Source organism: Paenibacillus sp. NPDC058367 (assembly GCF_042723305.1).
Lineage (GTDB): Bacteria > Bacillota > Bacilli > Paenibacillales > Paenibacillaceae > Paenibacillus_AQ.
The window spans coordinates 985017-1002922 of the sequence record NZ_JBHXIZ010000001.1; the positions used below are offsets into that span (position 1 = coordinate 985017).

16 protein-coding genes and 1 tRNA gene are annotated in these 17906 nt (G+C 43.8%); 5 read left to right on the top strand and 12 right to left on the bottom strand.

The annotated features are described in order from the left end of the window. Positions 1-23: 23 nt before the first annotated feature. The 4 genes from ACFWMP_RS04590 to rpmG all read right to left on the bottom strand — a co-directional run bounded on the left by ACFWMP_RS04590 (position 24) and on the right by rpmG (position 2737). Positions 24-764 (bottom strand): GNAT family N-acetyltransferase, encoded by a 741-nt coding sequence (locus tag ACFWMP_RS04590; protein WP_379422189.1) that lies wholly within the window; start codon positions 762-764, stop codon positions 24-26. A 15-nt stretch (positions 765-779) separates the two neighbouring features. After that, positions 780-1205 carry a DUF6157 family protein gene (locus tag ACFWMP_RS04595; protein ID WP_052404234.1) on the bottom strand — a complete coding sequence of 142 codons (426 nt, stop codon included), beginning with the start codon at positions 1203-1205 and terminating at the stop codon, positions 780-782. A gap of 120 nt (positions 1206-1325) precedes the next feature. Beyond that, positions 1326-2537, bottom strand: a complete 1212-nt coding sequence (locus tag ACFWMP_RS04600) for a GTP-binding protein (protein ID WP_379422191.1) — start codon at positions 2535-2537, stop codon at positions 1326-1328. A 50-nt stretch (positions 2538-2587) separates the two neighbouring features. Then, positions 2588-2737 (bottom strand): 50S ribosomal protein L33, encoded by a 150-nt coding sequence (rpmG, locus tag ACFWMP_RS04605; protein ID WP_076283195.1) that lies wholly within the window; start codon positions 2735-2737, stop codon positions 2588-2590. Between the two features lie 199 nt (positions 2738-2936). On the opposite strand from rpmG, the gene ACFWMP_RS04610 reads away from it, so the two are divergent. The 3 genes from ACFWMP_RS04610 to ACFWMP_RS04620 all read left to right on the top strand — a co-directional run bounded on the left by ACFWMP_RS04610 (position 2937) and on the right by ACFWMP_RS04620 (position 5875). Next, positions 2937-3965 (top strand): CobW family GTP-binding protein, encoded by a 1029-nt coding sequence (locus ACFWMP_RS04610; protein ID WP_042186776.1) that lies wholly within the window; start codon positions 2937-2939, stop codon positions 3963-3965. Positions 3966-4039: 74 nt separating this feature from the next. After that, positions 4040-4951 (top strand): permease, encoded by a 912-nt coding sequence (locus ACFWMP_RS04615; RefSeq protein ID WP_379422194.1) that lies wholly within the window; start codon positions 4040-4042, stop codon positions 4949-4951. A 48-nt stretch (positions 4952-4999) separates the two neighbouring features. Further along, entirely contained in the window at positions 5000-5875 is an 876-nt protein-coding gene (locus ACFWMP_RS04620) for a TIGR03943 family putative permease subunit (RefSeq protein WP_042186772.1), read from the top strand. Here the strand turns inward: ACFWMP_RS04620 and ACFWMP_RS04625 are convergent. The 5 genes from ACFWMP_RS04625 to ACFWMP_RS04645 form a co-directional block, all read right to left on the bottom strand. Beyond that, positions 5868-6263, bottom strand: coding sequence for a NusG domain II-containing protein (locus ACFWMP_RS04625; protein ID WP_042193599.1), 396 nt, complete (start codon positions 6261-6263; stop codon positions 5868-5870). The genes ACFWMP_RS04620 and ACFWMP_RS04625 overlap by 8 nt on opposite strands. A gap of 101 nt (positions 6264-6364) precedes the next feature. Next, complete coding sequence (locus ACFWMP_RS04630) at positions 6365-9454, bottom strand: PAS domain S-box protein (RefSeq protein WP_052404232.1); 3090 nt, start codon at positions 9452-9454, stop codon at positions 6365-6367. Between the two features lie 221 nt (positions 9455-9675). Beyond that, on the bottom strand, positions 9676-10233 hold the full coding sequence (locus ACFWMP_RS04635) for a DUF2812 domain-containing protein (protein ID WP_042186767.1): 558 nt from the start codon (positions 10231-10233) through the stop codon (positions 9676-9678). Next, the gene (locus tag ACFWMP_RS04640) at positions 10230-10559 is read right to left on the bottom strand and encodes a PadR family transcriptional regulator (protein ID WP_042186765.1); all 330 of its coding nucleotides are present in this window, start codon (positions 10557-10559) and stop codon (positions 10230-10232) included. Before ACFWMP_RS04640 ends, ACFWMP_RS04635 begins: the two co-directional genes overlap by 4 nt. A gap of 338 nt (positions 10560-10897) precedes the next feature. Beyond that, positions 10898-10981 (bottom strand) — tRNA-Leu (locus tag ACFWMP_RS04645). A gap of 271 nt (positions 10982-11252) precedes the next feature. On the opposite strand from ACFWMP_RS04645, the gene ACFWMP_RS04650 reads away from it, so the two are divergent. Then, positions 11253-12014 carry a class I SAM-dependent methyltransferase gene (locus ACFWMP_RS04650; RefSeq protein ID WP_042186763.1) on the top strand — a complete coding sequence of 254 codons (762 nt, stop codon included), beginning with the start codon at positions 11253-11255 and terminating at the stop codon, positions 12012-12014. Positions 12015-12101: 87 nt separating this feature from the next. Here ACFWMP_RS04650 and ACFWMP_RS04655 read toward each other — a convergent pair whose 3' ends face one another. Beyond that, on the bottom strand, positions 12102-13325 hold the full coding sequence (locus tag ACFWMP_RS04655) for a CynX/NimT family MFS transporter (protein ID WP_076283203.1): 1224 nt from the start codon (positions 13323-13325) through the stop codon (positions 12102-12104). A gap of 268 nt (positions 13326-13593) precedes the next feature. On the opposite strand from ACFWMP_RS04655, the gene ACFWMP_RS04660 reads away from it, so the two are divergent. Next, positions 13594-15309: an ABC transporter ATP-binding protein gene (locus tag ACFWMP_RS04660; RefSeq protein WP_379422198.1), complete on the top strand. Its 1716-nt coding sequence runs from the start codon at positions 13594-13596 to the stop codon at positions 15307-15309. A 479-nt stretch (positions 15310-15788) separates the two neighbouring features. On the opposite strand, the gene ACFWMP_RS04665 is transcribed toward ACFWMP_RS04660, so the two are convergent. Together ACFWMP_RS04665 and ACFWMP_RS04670 are read right to left on the bottom strand one after the other, a co-directional pair. Continuing rightward, positions 15789-16226: a hypothetical protein gene (locus ACFWMP_RS04665; protein ID WP_379422200.1), complete on the bottom strand. Its 438-nt coding sequence runs from the start codon at positions 16224-16226 to the stop codon at positions 15789-15791. A gap of 177 nt (positions 16227-16403) precedes the next feature. Then, positions 16404-17849: a DEAD/DEAH box helicase gene (locus ACFWMP_RS04670; RefSeq protein WP_042186759.1), complete on the bottom strand. Its 1446-nt coding sequence runs from the start codon at positions 17847-17849 to the stop codon at positions 16404-16406. Positions 17850-17906: the final 57 nt, after the last annotated feature.

Consider the following 17906-nt stretch of genomic DNA (forward strand, 5'->3'; position numbering starts at 1 on the left):
ATGCGCCCCCGCATCATTCAAGACTACACTCTATACCAATATTGATATATCTCCTTAAATCCGAGCTTGTCGTACAAAGCTGAAGCTCCAGTATTAGCTTGTACAACCTGCAAAAAAGCGGTTGTTGCACACTGCGTCTTGCCCCAATGTAGTAATGCAAGCAGCAGTTGTTCCGCCATACCTTGTCTACGCTGATCGGAAGCAGTGATAATATCAAAGAGACCTATGTAGCCGTTCTGAATAACACCCAGACCACAAGCGGTAGGAACGCCATTGTTAAACAACAGAATATAGCCCTGCTGCAAAAGACAAGCGGATAACATTCTAGTTAAGGTGCTCCGATTGTCTTTTGAGAGCGCAGAGAGCTTTGTAAATGCATTTAACCACTCTTCAGTTAAGCTCTCCTGAACTTGTATCTCATATCGAAGATCAGGAGTAGCTAATCTCTCCAGTTCTAATAGCCTAACAGATGATGGCTCGACAACTGTGTAACCACGCTCCGCTAGCGCCTCATCCAGGTTCGCAGGCTGGATATACGGCGTTATTTTAAATACTGGCTTTAATCCAGCATCCTTATAGTACTGCTCAGCAAGCTTAATTTGGTTTGTAAGATCCGCAAGAGAGCTTTTTTCTCCGTATGACGGATTGACCGAATTAGCTCTTTTCGTATATCCAGCTGCTGTGCGCAGAACCCAGCCATTCAGGAGAACACTCTGCTCCGCTGGCCAAGTATTAAGTGTGATTTCTTCAATTGCTTTATACAAGTTATCTCCTCCTTATTAGCCATGTTCCCGCTTATTACGCATCGCTGGCAGCAGCTTCACTGCTTCATCAGCACAAGAAGTAAAATAGTCGTATTCGGGAGACTCCTTGCCATAAATGGCTATTTTGCCCTCATTGTTGTAATGGACACCCCAGCCGAATCGCTTCGGAAGTAGAGAGGCTCGCAGGCATGGATGGTTTCTAGAGAATAGCTCCTTCCATATTTCTTCCCTACGGGTCACACGATCTTCTAGCGGAATTTGTTTATGGCGTACATGAACCTCAAACAGAAGCTCTTCATGATTGTATTTGTAAGGCTCATTAATAAGCAGCTCATATTGAATCACATGCGCAGGCGGGAGTGTACGGCAAGACATCGGCGGGATTCCCGTTTCCTCAGGACAATCCTCTGCTACACGTATGAAAGTGTTTGTATAACTCATGGGCATCACCTCTATTTTTAATTGAAATATATTCCTTCTATGATAATTCATAGTCACTATAATTGCACAGCAAAAATCCGGAACCTCAACCTCCTGGATTCCGGATTTTCATCTGAATTTCTATTCCTCAGCCACTGCCGCAAGGAGTTCTTCAACAGGCCACGGAAGTGGATTATTAAACGTTGTCCAATCCTGCTTCAACTCATCTTTCGTCAACAAACATCGATCCAATCTCGCTTCGATTTGTGCTGAGTCCATACTAACACCGATAAACACGATTTCATTCATTCGATCGCCCCACCGCTCGTCCCACTTGGCTTTCATTTCAGGTTCGCTTTCCAATACCTCCTGCTGCTGATCCTCAGGCATTGTAGCTAGCCAGTAGCCGGCAGGTCCGAACTGAATCGAGGGTCCAGCCTGGCTGATACTTGCTGCAAGATCACCCTCTGCGGCAACCCATACAATCCCTTTCGCTCTGACAACTTCCTCCGGCCAATGACTAAAGAAAAAGCTTAACCTTTCCGGATGAAAGGGTGTTTTCCTGCGATAGACAAAAGAAGATATTCCGTATTCCTCCGTCTCAGGCGTATGTGTCTCCTTGTTAAGCTCCGTAATCCAACCGGAGGACAAGCTTGTTTTTTCAAAATCAAACAATCCAGTATTAAGAATCTCCTTCGGATCTACCACTCCGTTAACCGTACGGATCAGCTTGGCTGTCGGCTGAAGTTTGCGAAGCACAGCTTCAAGCTTGTTAAGCTCTTCTTCTTCTAGCAGATCACACTTATTAAGCAATAACACATCACAAGTCTCGATCTGATCAATGAGCAAATCCACAATATCGCGATAATCGTCTTCACCAGCCGTTTGATTACGATCGATCAGACTATCACCAGAAGAGAAGTCATACCAGAATCGGCCAGCATCCACAACGGTCACCATCGTGTCCAATTGAGCGAGTGAAGTCAAATCAATATCCAGTTCTGGGTTCGCATAAGTAAAAGTCTGTGCCACCGGAACAGGCTCGCTAATGCCAGATGATTCAATGAGGATATAATCAAAACGGCCTTCAGCTGCCAGCTTTTGTACTTCGACAATCAAATCGTCGCGGAGTGTACAGCAGATACATCCGTTAGACATTTCCACTAATTTCTCTTCCGTTCTAGAAAGCACATTACCTGACTTCACCAGGTTGGCGTCCACATTCACTTCACTCATATCGTTAACGATAACAGCAACCTTCAAGCCTTCACGGTTGTGCAAGACATGATTTAGCAGTGTTGTTTTTCCAGAGCCCAAGTAGCCACTTAGCACCGTAACGGGGATTTTTTTCATTCCGATCACTCCTATCATTGATTAGCATTTATGTTTGGCATTTATAGCTCTTACCGGGTTTCGCGGTGTAATGTAACTCTTTTCAGACGTGGACAATATTTCTTCATTTCCATACGTTCTGGGTGATTTCGCTTATTCTTGGTAGTTGTATAGTTACGATCTCCTGTCTCCGTGCATGCCAAAGTAATGATTACTCTCATTGTTCCATCTCCTTTTTTAAATAGTAATAATTACGATTAACATATCGTACACGTTTTATTCACAATCTGTCAACTATGATCTTGTAAAAATCCCAACTCTCTTAATTTTGTGGTCTTTCTTGCGAACAAATCACGTATAGATGGAAATATAAAAATATGATTCTTGTATTTCCAAGAGAATCAGGCAGGAGTGGAGATCATGAAGATACCAGTAATTATTTTGAGCGGGTTTCTGGGGAGCGGGAAGACAACTCTGCTGTTGTCCCTGCTGAAAGAGAGCAAGGTAAGGGGTCTGAACCCTGGCGTAGTTATGAATGAGCTGGGAAAGAGAGATGTAGATGGGTATATTCTGCAGGAGCATACGGGTGCAACCGTGACTAAGCTACTGGACGGATGTGTATGCTGTAGCCGTAAAGAGGATTTGGCAGACAGCCTACTGGTACTGCTAAGAGGACGCCCCGATGCTATTTATATCGAGCTTACTGGCGTCGCGAATCCGGAAGAAATCGCCAAAACATTACAAGAATCCGCTCTTCAAGAAAGGGTCGAATTGCATTTTACGATCACCTTATTGGATGCAGAAAACGCCTTGGAATATAACAGCAGACTCTCCTCTGACAAACAGCTGGTTCGTACGCTTCGCAAGCAGCTGTCCACCGCTGATCTCATTGTCGTTAATAAGAGCGATCTTGTAGAGCCTGAAACCTTATGGCGAATTGAAAAAGGTGTCCGAAAACAAAATACAGAGGCTGAAATCGTATATACCCATTACAGCGAAATCAACCTTTCACCGATATTATCAGGAATCACCCCACGTAAAATCATCGCTCCCGCGCCACAACGAGCACCTCAAACCTTTAAAGGCGCAACTCTTAAACAAATGAATTCAGAACAGGGAGCTACAGCAGTAAAAGAACGGCAAGAAGAGCCCCACGCTTCTTTTTCCCAAGTGACCGCCATCACGTTAACCATTCCGCAAGCAGGGACTATAATGCCTTCCAAAGAACGGCTAGAGGCTTTCTTTCAAGAATGGGGTGACAACCTGCTCCGTGCCAAAGGCCATATCCTTTTGTCCGAACAGGAACCGGTTCAACTTGTCCAATATGCGGGAATGCGTACAAGCTGGGAGGCATCACGTTACCCTGGAATGCCTTATGTGGTATTCATCGGGATAAATTTAGATGAGGAACTGCTGGCAGATCGGTGGTCCACCTTATTCGAACCTTGACTACCCTTTCCCCTTTAAAACTACTGCCGCTGCTTCTGCCGATCTCATTCCTGATTATCATTGGTTTTATATGGGTGCCAAATCACCTGGAGCTACTAGACAACGCGTACATCGACACGTTCAAAACCGGCTTTATCGGGATTTTGCTAGAAGCCTTGCCGTTTGTGTTAGCAGGAGCTTTATTATCCTCGCTGCTTCGGGTCTTTATCCCAGATGAAATGATCTCCCGCTGGATTCCACGGCAGGCGCTTCCGGCCATTTTATTCGCTTGCCTGCTCGGAATTATTTTTCCAGTATGCGAATGTGGAATGATCCCTCTCGTCCGCCGACTAATCCATAAGGGGATGCCTGTCTACGTGGCGATCGTGTTTATTTTATCCGGGCCCATCCTAAATCCAGTCGTCTATGGAGCAACACTGACGGCATTTCGCAACCACTCAGAACTGGCCTATGCCCGGATGGGTCTAGCTTTTGCAGTCGCCTGTATTATAAGCTTGATTATCTATGCAATGGTGAAAAAGTCCCCGATACGCCTTAGCGTTCAGCGGGAAACCGATAACACTCATCATAATAATTCTCGTGGAGGAAAGTTAGCCGCCGTCTTCGTGCATACCTCGGATGAATTTTTTGAGATGGGAAAATACTTAATCATTGGCTGCCTATTGACCGCTGGCATTCAGACGTTTATGGTTCAGGACAGTTTGGCTGCGATCGGAGATAAGCCGCTCGGGTCTTATTTTTTCATGATGGGCCTGGCATTTGTGCTTTCGCTCTGTTCCACCTCAGATGCCTTTGTAGCTTCCACCTTTGTACATTCTTTTCCAGCAGGAGCACTGCTCGCTTTTATGGTATTTGGGCCGATGTTAGATTTCAAAAATTCATTGATGTTACTCTCGCTGTTTAAGACCAAATTCGCTCTTTATTTGTTCTTTCTTATCTTTTCGAGCGTATTTATCGGAGCCGTACTCATGTCCTTATGGCTGTAATCATAGAGGTGGCAAGCAGATGCTTACCCCATTGTTAGGAGGAAGCGCATGAATGACTCTCGAAGCATCCGATTTCACTATTTGTTAAGGGCGGTCATTCTGCTCGCCTTTGCTCTCTATATTGGGCATTTAGTGCAGCAGGACGCTTTGCATTATTATGTAGCGCCTAAGCTAGCACGCTGGGTTCAGTTATGTCCGATTCCTCTGACACTAATGGCGCTCAGCTTGGCCATTCAAGCCTTATTTGGTAAGGGAAATGTGCTATGTGACTGCGAGCATCGCCTCCCACATTCCATATTTAAAAGTACAGCGCTTTATGGATTATTCCTGTTTCCACTGCTGCTTGGATTTGCACTTCCTGATCGTGCCTTGGGAAGTATGGCCGCTAGTAAAAAGGGGATTTCGTTCTCCTCTTTACCATCAGAGACTACCAACGCTGTTAGATTCGAATCGATTGATCCTTATCATGAGGAGCTCACCGAGCTAGCTAAGATCTTATATGGGCAGCCTACTATCCCTGTGTATTCTGATATTTTTTCTGAAACACTAGGCGCTATTGACATGTATAAACAACAATTTGAAGGCAAAGAAATTTCCGTTTCCGGTTTTCTATACCGCGATGACAGTGAAACGCCAGAGAATGTTTTTGCCATTGGCAGATTTCTGGTTCAGTGCTGTACCGCCGATGCTACTCCGTTTGGGATGTTGGTTGATTCCGGCAAATTAAAAAGCTTGCCCACTGATACCTGGATAGAGGTTCGGGGCAAGCTTCAAATTGTGCAATACAAAGGCCGAGAAATGATGCAAATACGCGCAGAAGCAATTACACCTATCGCGCAACCAACAACACCCTACATTTACACGAGTGCTGACTCCATAACCGCATGGAAAGCTTTGACGAATACGGCCAACCCTACTAAATAATTGCGTCCAGCTCATCCTCATCATCCACAGATCCGTTAGGGTTAAATACTTCAACCATAATACGGGCGGGTATACAGATGATTTGCTGCTTTGGCCTAGAAATAAAACCCATTTCCAAAGCGATTCGCAAAGGTGCGTCAGAATATGTCATTTGGATCCCGTAATCAAATACCTTTAAGGTATTGTGACCAAACTTCGATTGAATATCTATAATTTGCTCTTCTTTAGTCAAAGAAACGGTCTTGTATTCCTTACCATCAACCGTAATTACAGCTTTCAAATCGCCTTGTTGATACTGTTCATTATGGGTATCCCACCACTTGATTCCGTAAATCAAACCCGCTGCGAATAGAGCTAAAAAAATGATTACAAAATCACCACGCTTCATCTTTAACAAGGTATGGGTCCTTTCATTGACAATATATTCGTAATAATTACGATTACAAATATATTAATCTTACGCCCTTTTGTCAATGACACTCCTCATCCTTAACGAATCCGAGTAGACCAATCTTTTAAAACCCTGTCAAGCTCCTTTATGGAGATAGGCTTGGAGATGAAATCCTGCATTCCTGCACTCAGACACATGTCTTTATCTTCATTTCTGGCAAAAGCTGTGGCCGCAATAATAATGGGAGACAGCCCGAGCTTCTCACGTATGATTCCTGTTGCTTCTATCCCATCCATAATAGGCATCTGAATATCCATAAAGACGAGATCATAATCCTTGGACAGCACAGCTCGAACTGCTTCCTCGCCATTTGATGCAACGTCAGGGAAGTATCCCCTCTTCTTCATATAAGCCAGCATCAGTTGCTGATTCACAGGATGATCTTCAGCGATGAGAATAGACATCGGTCCATATTCTCCCGTATCAGATGCTCTGGCGTTAGGTTTATTGCTTTTGTCTGTATCCACTGAAGGGTGGAGCGTAACCTTCTGAATCCATTCCTCTTTTGGCAAAGAGACCTCCACGGTGAAAAAGAACTCTGAGCCATGTTCCTCACAGCTCCTCACACCAATCGCTCCTCCGAGCAGCTCCACCAGCTTTTTGCTAATCGCCAGTCCAAGTCCTGTTCCGCCATATTTTCGATTAATGGAAGGATGCAATTGCGAGAACGATTGAAACAATAACCCTTGACTGGCAACCGGGATCCCCAAGCCCGTATCTTTAACCATGAATTTAACGATAATATTTCCTGACTTTTGAGAAGCTTCCAGGCTGGCAGAAATACTAATTTCACCTGTCTCCGTAAATTTCACCGCATTTCCCACTAGGTTTACGAGAATTTGGCGCAATCTTGCCTCATCCGTCACAATGACAAATGGAAGATCAGGTGCAATATTGATAGTTAATAACAACCCTTTTTCTTTGACCTTCGGATAGAATAGCTCACTAACGTTCTGTATCACTTCACGCAAATCCACCATTTGCAGTTCAAGTGTCATCATACCTGCTTCAATTTTGCTGAAATCCAGCACTTCATTCAAAATATGAAGCAATGCTTCTCCGCTACTTGTAATGATTTGTGTGTAGTAGCTCTGCTCTTCATTTAACTCTGTCCCTGAGAGCAAGTCTGCCATTCCTATAATACCGTTCATAGGCGTACGCAGCTCATGGCTCATGATCGCTAGAAACTCCGATTTCGCCCGATCCGCTTCCTCTGCAGACTCCTTCGCTCGCACAATCTCCTTCTCTTCTGTGATATCTCGGAAAACCACTACAGCCCCGATCCGCTCTTCTCCATCAAAAAGAGGAGTCATGTGATATCTGACCAAAAAGCTGGAACCATCTTGCCTCCAAAACACACCCTCTTTCTCATCAAAAGAGCGATTATTGAAGTGCGAGGGAATCAGCGTCTTCTGAATGCCCAAGAATGGCTCATTATCCAGCCAAGTCTGATGAATCGTATGGAATTTGCTGTTCAACCATTCCGTTGGATCGTATCCTAGCATAGTAATCGCCGCTGGATTGATGAACATCGTATCCCCTTCAAGATTCATACCAAATATGCCTTCAGATACCGAATTCAATATTAGAGCATGCTCGTTACTTAACTTCTCTATTTCTTCAAAATGCCGCGCCCGTTCCGCAATGTCCCGGGTTACACACACAAGCTCCCGTCCTCCAAAGGTCTCCGAGTAAATATAGCGAAGTGTTGTTTCCGTCCAAATGTACGTTCCATCTTTGCATAGAAACCGAAAGGTCACAGGGTCGAGCTTCTTCCCTTCCATACAGTTGCTAAGATAGGACACCACTTTCTCCTTGTCTTCAGGATGTATGTAATCAATACCTCTCGTTTCGTACATTTCTTCCGGTGTATAGCCGAACATCGTCTGGCAAATGGGTGATGCATATAGATAGATGAGGTCTCCGTCCGCTGTATTACGTGAAATGAAATCCATTGAATTTTCCGACAGGAGTCGGTAATTCTGCTCACTATCACGCATCTGTTCCTCCATTTGATGACGTTCAGTCACATCCTGGGCAATCCCGCTGATCTGTAGCACTCTTCCTTCCTCATCTTTAGTCACTTCCCAGTGTGCATCAAGAAACTTCAATTTTCCATCCGCACTTTTAATTCTAACCATAACTTCGCCATTCGTCCCATTCGCTAAAGACTGGTGAACCAGCTTTTGAAGTCTAGTAAAATCATCTGGATCAATACAGGAAAGCACTCGTTTGTAATCAAAATAGGAATGATTGCTGTCGTCCAACGAAAAGCCAAAAATGTTACGCATCTCTCTAGAAACCGTCAACCGCGTTTTCGTCGCATCCCATTCCCACGATCCCATTTTCGCAAGATATTGGGCTTGCGCCAGCATATCCTCATATTTCTTACGCTGCGTAATATCGCGGCCGATCGTTAATATCTGCTTGATTTCCCCCTGATCATCGCGTACCACCTGTGAGCTGCTCTCAATCCACAAATAATGTCCGTCTTTATGCCGGGCCCTGCGTGTATACACATCCGTATCAGAATAGAGCTTTCCGTGTTTTGTCATTTCAAGGGCATCTTCTGCGTGATAATACTCAGGTCTTTTCGTACCGATCATTTCATCTGGAGGATATCCTAGCAACAACTCCACTGAAGGAGAAACGTAGTGCAGTGTACCGTCTGGTCCGCCAAAAGAAATCATATCCGGCGTATTTTGTGTGATCAAATTATATAAATGCTGATCTTCCTGAATCTTATCTTCCGCAAGCTTTCGGTCTGTGATATCCGTAAGTTCTGAGATCAAGACAAGGGGTTCACTAGAGTTCTCCTGAAGAATCAGAAATATATGTTGAGCTACCCAGATTATCTCGCCACCCTTACATAAGAACCGTCTTTCTAACTCTATTGCGGTCCCAGGATCTGCTAAGAGATTGTTCAGGATAACGTAATGATCATCATCAGCTACATCGTCTGGATAAATAAGATCTAGATAGTGCATATTTAAAAGCTCTTCTTCAGAGTAACCAAGCATATGGCAAAGTGCTGGATTGGATTGAATCAAGGTCCCTTCCTTGGGAGAGACTACAGCAACCCCTATAGAAGACCGTAAGTATAGTTGCTTAAAAAGAAATTCAGACACCTGTGCAGCCTCCTCTTTTGGTATGGGGACAAACTTTATTACAATTTCGTAATCTATTCCAGTATACCTTTTTTTCGGTAATTAAGCTTGATAGTTGAGTCCTAAATGATAGGCCGGTGAAAAGCAATGAGATTGCGCGTTATCGTCATAGACAAAAAAATAAACAACAAGTCCCGAGTAATCAGGAAAACTGCTGTTTATACATATCACAAGAATAAGGACTATTCTCTTATTAAATTCTCTTGCTGAAGCTTTTTAATTTTCTTACGGATAGGTGCGCCAGCTCTAAAAAAAACAAGTCCTAAAAGAATTAAAAACCCGCCTAGAATAACATTTACCAAACTAATGCTGTTGGATGAAGTGAAATAATTCGTTAGCCCAATGAGAATGTTGGCTAAACCAACAATGAACTCTAACCACATGACAGAATTCCATAGTGTGTTGATTCGCTTAAAGTGTTTTATTTTGGATTCCAGATCTGTGTAAATATCAAACGCACCTTCGGATGACTTCTTTCTAAGATAAATCCAGCGAACATAGCTGCTAACACACTCTACTCCATTTTCTTCTAGAAACTTGAGGTATGCCATGCTTTCCGGATGAGTAGGCACATTATCTAAAAGCTCAATTCTATACGTATACTCATTCTTAGACGAGTCAGTAAACACATATTTACACCAGGAGTAGCTTGAAAGGGCTAACCCTTTGGCAGACATTTCATTAAGCCACTGTTCTTCCTTCTCAAAATCCCAAAACAGCTTGCGAACCACATGTTTCATTTGGACTCACCTCCAGCTATTCTCTTCCCATTGGCAATCAGTTCTTCCAACCGGATAAGCTCCCCCTGAATCACTGTCTTCCCTAATTCAGTAATTTCGTATTCCTTTCTTCGGGAGCCTTCTTCCCCTTCTATAGCTCTTATCCAGTTTTTCTCAAGCAAGGTGTTGATAGCTCCATATAAAGTGCCCGCTCCAAGTTCCACTCGACCATGACTTAAATCCTTCACATTCTGCATAATCGCGTATCCGTGCATTGCGGTGTATAAAGACAATAAAATGTAAAATACAGCTTCCGTTAAGGCTCCTCTTTCTGAGCTTTCAGGCATGATTCCATCTCCATTCTATTACTGTTAGCGATATATCGGTTACCGTAATAATATTATTACGGAAGCCGATATAATTGTCAATACAAAAATACCTATTTTTAGTAAACGCAACCGATCATAACCACGAAAAAAAGCCTATAGCACATGGATATAGACGGTTCATGATCGCAATTCCCTCAACTTGGATCTACCCCATCTAATTAAATCTATTCCTTCCACTACGCATGGGGTGCATCGGACTTAGAAGCCACTAGAATTGGACCACCATCACTTTCTTCAGACATAAAAAATAGGCTTATACAACTGCCCAAGAGCAATTGTATAAGCCTATTTGATGATGCGGTCGAGAGGACTCGAACCTCCACGATATTGCTACCACACGGACCTGAACCGTGCGCGTCTGCCAATTCCGCCACGACCGCACATTATGTACACCAATGAAATAATCACTGTACATAAGACTATACTCTTTTTTCGGATAAATAGCAACATATTTTTAAATCGATGTACAGATAAATCTAACAACAGCGATATAAGCGAAAAAATATATTCAAATCTCCATAGGCATAACCAATCACAGTTATTCAGTTTATATATTTCACTTATAAGAGGCTGATATGATACAACATAATTAAAAGAATGTGCTGCATCAGAAATATCACTGTAATTCCAAACCAGAAAGGACGAATACGTATGAACCAACAGTGGAATACCGGAACCTATGATACTGATATGGCCTTTGTGTCTCAGTTTGGAGAGTCTTTGATTGAGCTTCTTCGCCCCCAGCCTGGCGAACAAATTGTTGATTGGGGCTGCGGAACTGGTGATTTGGCAGCAGCCATCGCCGCTAGTGGTGCCACTGTAACAGGTATTGATGCTTCAGCCGAAATGATTCAGACTGCCCGTGACAAGCATCCCCAGCTAAACTTCATCTTAGCAGATGGGCAAAACTATGTCGCGGAACAGCCAGTCGATGCCGTGTTCAGCAACGCTGCTCTACACTGGTTGACCGACTCGAACGGAGCAGCTGCTTCTATCACAGCTAGCCTACGAACAGGCGGACGTTTTGTTGCCGAGTTCGGTGGGCTGGGCAATATCGCTTCTATCGTTACTGAGCTTCCAAATGCTTTTACCGCTATAGGGTGTAGTGATAAGCTTCAATTACCTTGGTACTTCCCAAGCATCGGACAATATACAACACTACTAGAACAACATGGACTGACTGTTGACCTCGCCCTTTGTTTCGACCGTCCAACCCCACTAGAGGCTGGAGAGCAAGGGTTCCAGTCCTGGCTGAACACTTTTGCTAATGGAATCTTAAGTGTCCTAACACCATCTGAACGAGAAGAAGTCCTCTCTTATATGGAACAGAAACTTAGACCGACATTATTTCAGGATGGCCGCTGGGTGATGGATTATCGAAGAATCCGGGTCGTCGCTTACAAACGCGTCTAACAATGAAGGGCGTGGCTTCTTCCTATGCAACAAAAAAAAAGAGTGTACTGGCGCGTGTCCGCACCAATACACTCTTTTTATGACCATCTATCTTCTATCTCCCACATATCGATCGCTACCAGCACCAAGTCCGACAACCAGCAGCAATACGCTTGCACCCAGCAATAAAACAAGCGGCATCGTCCAGCTATTCGTTACATCATGAAGCCATCCGAATAATGCCGGGCCCATTGCTGCAAGCACGTAACCTACGGATTGGGCCATTCCCGACAGTTCCGCTGCTTCTTGAGTGCTTCTGGTCCGTAGACTGAAGAACATCATCACAAGTCCGAAGGCAAATCCTCCGGCAATCCCAAAACAGATCGCCCAGACAGCCATTAAAGCACTGCTTCCCAACCAAATGCCACCGATTCCGATGAAATACAAAATAGCCGTGATGATTACTAGAATACGTTGGTTCTTCATCCGACCTGCCCACAACGGCACGAAGAAAGTAAACGGCAGCTGGGCCATTTGCATTAGTGATAGTAACCAACCTGCATGGCTTGATGACATCCCTCGCTCACCAAGGAGAACAGAGAACCAAGCTATGAAGACATAATAGAGCAACGACTGTAAGCCCATAAAAATCGTTACCTTCCAAGCAAGTGAAGAGCGCCACATATTTCCACTAGAGATCGACCCCTTGGCCCCAGTCCCTTGATCGAGCTTGCGCATTTGCGGAATCCAGAACAGGGTTGCTAGCGCAGCGATCATAAACCAAATCGCCAAAGTCCCTCTCCAGCCAAATCCAGCATGACTAGCTAGCGGTACACTAATACCTGAAGCGACGGCTGCACATAAATTCATTGAGACGGTGTAGACACCTGTCATTAACCCAATTTTGTGAGGAAACTTCCCTTTAATCAGACCCGGAAGCAATACATTACATACTGCAATAGAAAGCCCGAGTATCGCCGTACCTGTAAACAACAGTCCCGTTCCAGATCCCGACCGGATTAGAATCCCCATAGCAAGCATAACCATAGCAATTAATAACACATTAGCCAAGCCGAAACGGCGAGCTAGCTTTGGAGCAAACGGGGACAAAATGGCAAAAGCCAACAATGGTAGAGTAGTAATAGCTCCTGCTAAAGTGTTCGATAAGCCTAGATCATCCTGAATCATTTGTACCAGTGGACCGACGGATGTGAAAGGCGCTCTAAGTGCCGCTGCGATAAACACAATCCCCAACACTAGCAGCCAGCGATCATATTTGGTATCCGTTAAACCTCTATTCTGAATGTTTCCTTCTCGTTGCGATGCTTTCATCATGTATCCTCCTAAATTGCAACAAGCATAAACGCCTTTGACATTCCTGTAAGGACGGTGAGCGATTACGCCAGAAATATAAAAATGTTTATTACATGGCATTAAGACCTATCATCCACTATTATTATAAAAGTTACAAGCCTTAAGTAATTTCATAACCCTATTATTGACAAAATCGAATGACATCTTTAGTATCCATATAATCAAGACAATTGAGAATCAATTTCATTCGATCTCCTACATATTCCTATAGAAAAGAGTGAACAGAATGCTTCGAAGGTTTTTTTCCTACTATCGTCCGTATAAAAAACTATTTATCTTGGACTTCTCCTGCGCTGTTTTTGCAGGTCTGCTAGAACTAGCTTTTCCGGTAGCTGTCAATAAATTTATTGATGATTTGCTCCCGGGTCAAGATTGGCCGCTAATTCTTATTGCGTGTGTCGCGCTCCTAGCTATTTACGCCTTGAATACAGTTATGCAGTATATCGTTACATACTGGGGGCATATGCTTGGCATCAATATCGAGACCGATATGCGTAAAAAAATGTTCGATCACATCCAGAAACTGTCCTTCCGATTCTTCGATAATAATAAAACAGGTCACCTCATCGGGCGAATCACCAACGATTTAAATGATATCGGCGAGGTGGCGCATCACGGTCCTGAGGATATATTTATCGCCATCATGACACTTGTCGGTGCTTTCCTCCTTATGGCTGATATTAATCTGAAGCTGGCCATTATTACTTTTATTATCGTTCCAATTATGGCTTGGGTGATCATCTACTTCGGACGCAACATGACTTCCACCTATCGCCAGCTTTTTGGAAATGTAGGTAGTTTCAATGCCCGTATCGAAGATAATGTCGGTGGTATCCGGGTTGTTCAATCTTTTGCCAATGAGCAGCATGAACAAGAGCTATTCGCAGTAGATAACCAAATGTTCCGTAAAACTAAGCTTCTCGCTTATAAAATCATGGCCAAAAGCTTATCCGTCAGCTATATGATGACCCGCCTCATTACGATCCTTGTGATGATCAGCGGCGCTTGGTTCTTCATCAATGGCGAGTTGCAAATCGGTGAGTTTGTGGCATTTATTCTGTTGTCCAATATCTTTTTCCGTCCGATCGAGAAGATCAATGCCGTTATCGAGAGTTATCCAAAAGGAATTGCCGGCTTTAAACGTTATCTAGAAATTATTGATACGGAGCCAGATATCAGCGATAAGCCGGATGCCGTAGAGGTAAGTACTTTACACGGTGATATTACCTTTCAGAATGTCTTTTTCGGATACGACGAAGACCGTCCGGTTCTACAAAATATCAGCCTAAAAGTTAAGGCTGGCGAAACGATTGCATTTGTTGGACCTTCTGGCGCAGGCAAAACGACTATTTGCAGCCTGCTCCCTCGTTTCTATGATGTCACAGGCGGGGCTATCACCATAGATGGCATCGATATCCGTGACATGAAGCTGGAGTCGTTACGTAAGCAGATTGGGATCGTGCAGCAGGATGTATTCCTATTCTCCGGTACGATTCGCGAGAATATTGCCTACGGAAAGCTCGATGCGAAGCTGCCTGAAATCTGGGAAGCTGCTCAGCGTGCCCATCTGGAAGATCTCATTCAGAATCTGCCAGATGGCATGGATACGGTGATCGGCGAGCGCGGTGTGAAGCTGTCCGGTGGACAGAAGCAGCGCCTAGCGATCGCCCGCATGTTCCTGAAGAATCCGCCGATCCTGATTCTGGATGAAGCTACTTCCGCACTGGATACAGAAACGGAAGCAGCGATTCAGCAATCGCTGGCGGATCTATCCGTGGGTAGAACCACACTCGTCATCGCCCACCGATTGACGACGATAAAGAATGCCGACCGGATCATGGTCGTGAACGAAGAAGGCATCGCCGAGCAAGGCCGCCATGAAGAGTTAGTCCATGCCGGTGGCATATACAGCCGGCTGCATCAGGCACAGTATAACGCTTAGGGACGTTATATCTAGCTCCCTAGCTAAATGAAGCAAGCCTAGTCGCCAATAACGTGGCGACTAGGCTTGCTTTTTAGTGCATCTCGCTGCTTCCAGCGTGAGATGCTAAATTGGGCATCCCGGAAGTTAGGGTGTGATGGGGCTATAGAGTGATAGGAAGTAATGGTCCAATGAAGTAGTAATCTTTTGGAAACGGGAGGATAGAATTAGGGAATTTCTCCTCAATTTCATTGATAATACAGTCCCAAATTTAACAATTAGGGAATTCCTCCCCTTAAATTCACCCCATTTGCTCATAATAGTGGATTTCAGGTGATTTATAGGGAGAAATTCCCTAAAAAGCGTAAAATCCAGTGAAAATCAGCAATTATTAGGGAGGATTTCCCTAATATCAAAGACAATACAAATCTAACGCTCACTCAAACTCAACCTAGTTTCATTTATGCCCAAATCGCATTTCCATATTTTATGTACAGATATTAATCAACCTCTGGTTTTTCCTTCGATAATATCATTACCAACAATAATATTATTAGTATCAATTGGATACCCAAGTAGCTAACAGGAAAAAGATAACTAAGCTCTATCTGAGGAAAATCAAATTCAATGAATCCAGGATTCCCAAATTTTTTCCCTTGGTATTCTTTTAAATAAAATAGAATTCTCATACTAGGTAAAGTACTAATGACTAACCATGCAATGTTGTACCTTAGCTTCCTCGTCTTTAAAGCCATCTTGCAAGACATATATGTAAGAAATATTGGCGCTGAATACATTAAGAACATCTGCCTTACTATTCCTTCATCCCGCTCCTCAGTATTCAGCTTCAAAAAATAGATAGTTATAAAATGCAAAAATACAACCATTAGAACTTGCAGAATCGCTGGAATTCTAACGTTCTTAAATTCACTTTTCACTATACCACCTCTTTATTTAGTAACAGTTCTGAATACCGATAGATTAATCCTCTATTTTCAATCTGTAAAAAACAAATAAAAAAGGAGCCGCGTAAAGAACACGACTCCCTCTTAATTAAACCGCATCAATAGCGGCACTTATGAATGGTGATTAGCGATAAACTGCTGTTCACGTACTTATTTCTTCGCAATATGCACTTTAAGCTGCTTGCCCTTCACCGTCGTCTCTCTCATCGCTTGCAGTACCATTGCACCTTTACCGTTCAAAATATCCACGTAGGTCACATTGTCCTGAATCGAGATAATACCGATATCTTCTGCAGATATACCCTCAAGCTTTGCGATTGTGCCGACAAAGTCCACGGCTCTTAGCTTCTTTTTCTTGCCGCCGTTGAAGTACAGCTTCATGATCTCTTTGTTCAAGCTTTCGCTTTTGTCCTTCTTGCGGACAGGCTGCTTGTTAATTTTCTGCTCAAACGCTTCCTTCGCGTAAGCAACGGCATCGTCCGAGGGAGCTTTCATGTTCGGGATGCTAAAGCCAATATAGCTTTCAATGTCCTTCACCCACTTTTGCTCATTTGGAGTGACAAAAGTGATCGCTTTGCCTGTCTTACCTGCACGAGCGGTTCTGCCTGTACGGTGCACGTAGCTTTCTTTTTCCAGCGGAATATCGTAATTAATCACGTGAGTGATGTTCTCGATATCAATGCCTCTTGCCGCTACATCGGTAGCGATTAGATAACGGAACTGCCCTCTTTTAAAAGCATTCATGACCTCAAAACGCTCGTCCTGCTCCATTCCCCCGTGGATCTTATCACAGGGATATTCCAAATCAGCCAGCCCTCTAAATACCGCATTCACCTGTTCTTGTGTACGGCAAAAGATAATGCAGCTGTCCGGATTCTCCACCGTAATAATATCGCTCAGTAGCGAGAATTTGGCAGCTTGTCTCACTTCGATCAACGCATGTTCAATTGTAGCGGTTGTAATTCCACTTGCTTGAATCTCAATTTCCGTTGGATCGCTCATATATTTCCGGCACAAATTCTTAATCACTTCCGGTAATGTAGCGGAGAAAACACAAGTCACTCGTTCTTTTGGCAGCTGCTTAATGATCTTTTCGATCTGCTCAATGAACCCCATGCTCAGCATTTCGTCTGCTTCATCGATGATCAAATACTTGATCCGATTTAGCGGAAGCGTACCTCTTTCAATATGGTCGAACACACGTCCAGGCGTACCTACGACAACATGTGTTTTTTGAGTAAGTTCAATTTTTTGTGGAGCAAAAGGCTGCTTACCGAAAAGAGCCACGGCCTTAACCCGTTTAAATCGTCCAATGTTGGTGATATCCTCTTTCACTTGCATGGCAAGCTCCCGAGTAGGCGTTAGAATCAAAGCCTGCGGCTTATTCTCCACCCAATCCACCAAATCACAGACCGGGATTCCGTAAGCTGCCGTCTTACCGCTACCCGTTTGCGATTTAACGATCAGATCCTTTTGCTGAAGAGCTACAGGGATCACTTTGCTTTGAACTTCTGTTGGCGTCTCATATTTCAGGACATCCAGCGCTTTAATAATGTCTTCGTTTAACTCATAATCTCTAAATTGCAATTCACTCATCGTTCAACCTCTTCTATGCCGATTGTTCTGGTTAAAGCGGAAACTCCGCGATCCTTC